This window comes from uncultured Flavobacterium sp. (genome assembly GCF_963925415.1).
Classification (GTDB): Bacteria; Bacteroidota; Bacteroidia; order Flavobacteriales; family Flavobacteriaceae; genus Flavobacterium.
The window spans coordinates 1-5332 of the sequence record NZ_CAWUTS010000097.1 but is presented as its reverse complement, the minus strand read 5'-3'; the positions used below and the strand labels follow the sequence as shown (position 1 = coordinate 5332).

Here is a 5332-nt window from a genome sequence, read left to right as displayed (position 1 = left end):
ACTTGGCTTTTTTTATTTAAAAACATATCTACCTATAATTTATTGGTTTTAAATAAATAAAACAAAACTAATATTGGAATAGCTAATAAAACCACCATTAACGTGTTGTCAAATATCATATGAGGCTCTTTTGATAAAGTAATTAAGTAACCGCCTATTGCGCCCCCAAAATGAGCCGTATGACCTATGTTGTCTCGTTTTGCTTTCATTCCATAAATGGAATATAACAGGTATCCAATTCCAAATAAATAACCCGGTATCGGGATTACATAAAACAATAACAACTCCATCCCTGGTTTCAATAATATAGAACTATAAATAATACCCATAACTGCACCAGATGCACCAACAGCTGTGTAATAACTATCTTTATTATGGAAAAAATACGTCAGTAAACTGCCACTTATTAAACTTCCAAAATAAATATATAAAAAACTAATACCCCCAAATTGACTGATAATAATAGGCGCAAAAAAATAAAGTGTAAACATATTAAAAACCAAATGAGGTATGTCTACATGAAGAAACCCTGATGTTACCATTCGTATTTGTTCACCTGCTTTAATACTGCCAATTTGAAACTTATATTTATTAAAAAACATTTGATCGTCAAAAGCTTTAAAACTTATTATAACATTCAAAATTATGATGACAATTAAAATAATATCCATTCTTTTTTTGTTGTAAATGTAAAAAAAATGATGTTATGCTATACTATAATTATTAAGTATATTTGTAAAAAATTGAGGCATGCAATTAATCGTATTTATTTTATTTTATCCCTTTTTATGGATAATTTCCATACTCCCGTTTAGGGTTTTATATCTTTTATCCGATTTTGTTTTTTTTATTGTATACCGCATAATTAAATACAGAAAAAAAACTGTTCGAGAAAATTTGGCTTTAGCACTACCCCATTTATCTAAACCAGAAAGAGATTTAATCGAAAAAAAATTTTTCAAGCACTTGTGTGATATGTTTTTAGAAATGATAAAAACATTAAGCATCTCTCGAAAAGAAATAGAAAACCGGTTTGTTTTTACAAATTTAGAGCTATACAAAGATTTAGAAAAAAAGAATAAAAGCGTTGCCTTACTTTGTGCCCATTATGCGAGTTACGAATGGACTGTTTCCATGAACCATTATATTACTTATAAAGGATATGGAATTTATAAAAAAATTGCTAATACCTATTTTGATCGATTGGTGCATCACATACGTTCAAAATTTAAAGCTACACTAATATCGACCAAAGAAACTGCCTCTACAATTGAAAAAAACCATGCAAATGGCGTGTTGAGCTTATACGGTTTTGCAAGTGACCAATCTCCAAGACTTGATAAAGCAATGCATTGGTGTAAATTTATGGGTATAGAAACTCCTGTGCATACAGGAGCCGAATTATTAGCCAAGCGATATGATTTGAATCTTATTTTTTTAAGAGTCAAAAAAGTAAAAAGAGGCTATTATGAAGGTACATTTGAATTAATGGCAGAAAACCCAAAAGACACCAAGCGCTTTGAAATTTCAGAAGACTTTATACATCGTGTTGAAAAACAAATACTTGAAGATCCTGAGTTTTATTTATGGACGCACAAACGCTGGAAACACAGACGCTAATTAATACTCAAATAACGATTTTACTAATTCATGGTCTGATATTACATTTCCAATAAACTCAAATTCGTTATTTTTTGAATTATATGCATAATCTTTAGCCCAATCTTCATGGTTTTGTGCTAATGCTTTAATACTATCACAAACAAAATGAATTTCATGTGAAGTTGTTGTTGGGTGTATAGACATTCTAATCCATCCGGGTTTTTGAATTAAATCGCCCGAAGATATTTGACAAACTAAGTTTTGAGATGTTTCTTGATCTACATGAAGTAAATAATGACCATACGTACCTGCACAACTGCATCCTCCTCGAACTTGAATTCCAAATCTATCATTTAAAAGTTTAACACCTAAATTAAAATGTAAATCATTGATATAAAAAGAAATTACACCTAAACGCTTTTGATGCTCTTTTGCAAGAATATTAATGTTATCTATAGAGCCAATATGTTCAAAAATAGAAGAAATAATTTCATGCTCTCTATTCAATATATTATCAACACCCATTTGTTCTTTAAGCTGTATAGCTAATGCCGTTTTAATAACTTGAAGAAAACCAGGAGTTCCGCCATCTTCTCTATCTTCAATATTGTCAATATATTGATGCTCTCCCCATGGGTTAGTCCATGAAACAGTTCCGCCGCCTGGACAATCGGGTACATTGTTTTTATATAAATTTTTATTAAAAAGCATAACGCCTGAAGTACCAGGTCCTCCTAAAAATTTATGTGGTGAAAAGAAAATAGCGTCTAAATAAGACTCTTTATCCTCAGGATGCATATTAATTTCAACATAAGGTCCTGAACAAGCAAAATCAACAAAACAAACACCGTTATTTTGATGCATTAGTTTAGCTACCTCATAATAAGGTGTAATAATGCCGGTTACGTTTGAGCAAGAAGTTATTGAAGCAATTTTAAAGCTTCGTTCTTTATATTTATCCAAAAGTAGTTTAAACTCTTTAATAGAAAACAAACCGTCAGAATCAGCCGGAATAATGACAACATCAGCAATCGTTTCTAGCCAAGAGGTTTGATTGGAATGATGCTCCATGTGCGAAATAAAAACTACAGGTTTAATTTCATCAGGAATTAGAGTATATTCTTTTAAGTTTTCAGGAATCCGTAATCCTAAAATACGTTGCAATTTATTAACAACGCCTGTCATTCCTGTTCCAAAATTAATTAAAACATCATCTTGAGACGCATTAACATGTTTTTTTATAATGCTTTTTGCTTTATGATAAGCAAGGGTCATGGTTTTACCTGTGATAGAAGTTTCAGTATGTGTATTGGCTACAAAAGGGCCAAAATCGTTACAAATTTTTTCTTCAATTGGTCGATATAATCTTCCACTAGCTGTCCAATCAGTATAAATAATAGTCTTCAATCCGAAAGGAGATTCAAATTTTTGATCAACTCCGATAATATTTTTTCGGAACTGTTGGAAATATTCCTCTAATTCTGTTTTATTTTGAACTGAATACATCTTTTTTTTGTAAAAATAATACATAATTGGAACTTTATAGTAAAAATAGGCAAAAAATAGCATTGTGTTTACACAGTCTCTTGATTGCTACTAACAATCAACTGTATATTAATGGTCAAGACTATTTATATGTTTTTATCGAAAGTAGTGAAAAATATTAATTTGGGTTACTCAAGTCATCAAAGTAGCCTATTAGGTAAATCACATATAGCTAATATACTTCGCATTGCTGTTACAGATAACATAAAAAAATGCACTATTATCTAAATTTCAAAGATAAAATGAGGCAATCTAATTGGATGTATAAATTTAATAAATAATATATAACACGTCACTTATAAAAAAAATGTAGGAAAAATGCCGTGCAAATTTGTTTAAATTAAAAAGAATTATAAGTTATGTTACAGTACAATTAAGATAAGGATAAAATTCACATTACTATAAAAATAGTAGTTCATAATACATTTTTTTCTAAAAGACTAAAAATTAATCAACCATATTTATTTTTTATTGACAAATAAATAATAATTTTTATATAGGTGTGTTTATTACATTTAAGACTTAAAATTTATAAAACAAAGTCATATTTGTTGTTTTTTTTAACACAATAAGCTATTAAGACCATGCTAACACACACAGAAAAGAAATAAAAACATAAGGCTTACATACATAGTGCTTTGGTTATAATGTCTCACAAAAAAAACATAAATAATTTTACATGCTAAATAAATGTTTAATTTATTTGACATATATGAATAATTATGTATACATTTATGCCTCTGGTTAATATTATAAAAAAAAAATTATGAAAAAATTAATGTGCTTGACTATTGCGGCTTTAACAGTGGTCGCCTGTATACAAGAGCCTAAAGACTATGTTATGTTTTCAGGAAAAATAACAAATCAAAGTTCTGACTCTTTAGTCATAAGATCAAATACAGACATAAACTTTCAAAAGCGAATTACTGTTGCTGCTGATGGTACTTTTAGTGATACTTTAAAAGTAGTAACTGGTAGTTTTTATGTATACGATGGAACAGAACGAACTTCTCTTTACCTTAAAAATGGTCGAGATGTTCATTTAACTTTAGACACTAAGCAGTTTGATGAAACCGTTGTTTATACTGGAAGTGGTGCTGATGCTAATAACTATTTAGCTAAAAAAGCATTAGACCAAGAGGCTCTTTTTAAAGATGAAACTATGTTTGCGATGATCAAAGAAGATTTCGCTGCAAAATTAGAAACTATTGAAAGTGGTTTTATGAAAAACCTTGATGGAGTATCTGGTTTAGATACTGCTTTTGTTGCAAGCGAGAAAAAAGGATTTGACGAATTAAAGAAATATCTAGTAAGTTATCAAGAAGATAAATTTTTCTTAAACACTGTTTTAGGAAAAGGAAAAAACTCTCCAAAATTTATGGCATATGAAAACAATGCTGGTGGAAAGACTTCTTTAGATGATTTAAAAGGAAAGTATGTCTATATTGATGTTTGGGCTACTTGGTGCGGTCCTTGTATAGCTGAAATTCCTTATTTAAAAGAAGTAGAGAAAACTTACCACAGTAAAAACATTCAATTTGTAAGTCTCTCTATTGACGAACCTAAAGATTATGACAAATGGAAATCGATGATTAAAGAAAAAGAACTAGGAGGAATTCAATTATTAGCCGACAAAGCATGGAAATCTGAGTTTGTAAAAAACTATAGAATAAACGGGATTCCAAGATTCATTTTAATCGATCCGAAAGGAAATATCATAACTTCTGATGCGCCTAGGCCATCTGATAAAAAATTGAAAGATATGTTTAATAGCTTAAGTATTTAAACTTTTTTAACACCCAAAAATAATTTAAACCGCTTATTTAATGCTTATAAATACGGTAAAAACCTTTTATAAATAATTACAATCAATTTGTAGCGATTAATGGTAGTCGTGTTTATATTTATGTTAATAATTCAGAGTGTGAACTTGACTTAACTTAAATTGAAAACTATGAAAATAGAAAATAAATCAGTGAACTAGAGTTTGAATTAACCTTTCGTTTTATAGAAGAAAAAAAGAGAGAAAGTTGATCCTTTTAATTTATAAATACTTTTGTTAACACAATATATAAAAAATAGCAAGACTGAAAGTAATTTCATTTTTATTCTACTACTTTTCATACACAAGACATTAAAAAAAGTGGCTAACCTTATAAGGAAACCACTTTTTATTTATTAATTG

Annotated in this window: 4 protein-coding genes; 2 read left to right on the top strand and 2 right to left on the bottom strand. The window is 29.1% G+C overall.

Annotated elements, in window-relative coordinates; all coding sequences use genetic code 11:
- Positions 1–32: 32 nt before the first annotated feature.
- Positions 33–671, bottom strand: a complete 639-nt coding sequence (locus AABM47_RS07945) for a rhomboid family intramembrane serine protease (RefSeq protein ID WP_338410395.1) — start codon at positions 669–671, stop codon at positions 33–35.
- Between the two features lie 79 nt (positions 672–750).
- Between AABM47_RS07945 and AABM47_RS07940 the strand changes: the two genes are divergently transcribed.
- Positions 751–1620, top strand: coding sequence for a lysophospholipid acyltransferase family protein (locus AABM47_RS07940; protein WP_338410394.1), 870 nt, complete (start codon positions 751–753; stop codon positions 1618–1620).
- Here AABM47_RS07940 and AABM47_RS07935 read toward each other — a convergent pair whose 3' ends face one another.
- A complete protein-coding gene (locus AABM47_RS07935) occupies positions 1621–3108 on the bottom strand; it encodes an aminotransferase class V-fold PLP-dependent enzyme (protein WP_338410393.1) in 1488 nt (495 codons plus the stop codon).
- Positions 3109–3913: 805 nt separating this feature from the next.
- Between AABM47_RS07935 and AABM47_RS07930 the strand changes: the two genes are divergently transcribed.
- Positions 3914–4933: a TlpA disulfide reductase family protein gene (locus AABM47_RS07930; protein ID WP_338410392.1), complete on the top strand. Its 1020-nt coding sequence runs from the start codon at positions 3914–3916 to the stop codon at positions 4931–4933.
- Positions 4934–5332: the final 399 nt, after the last annotated feature.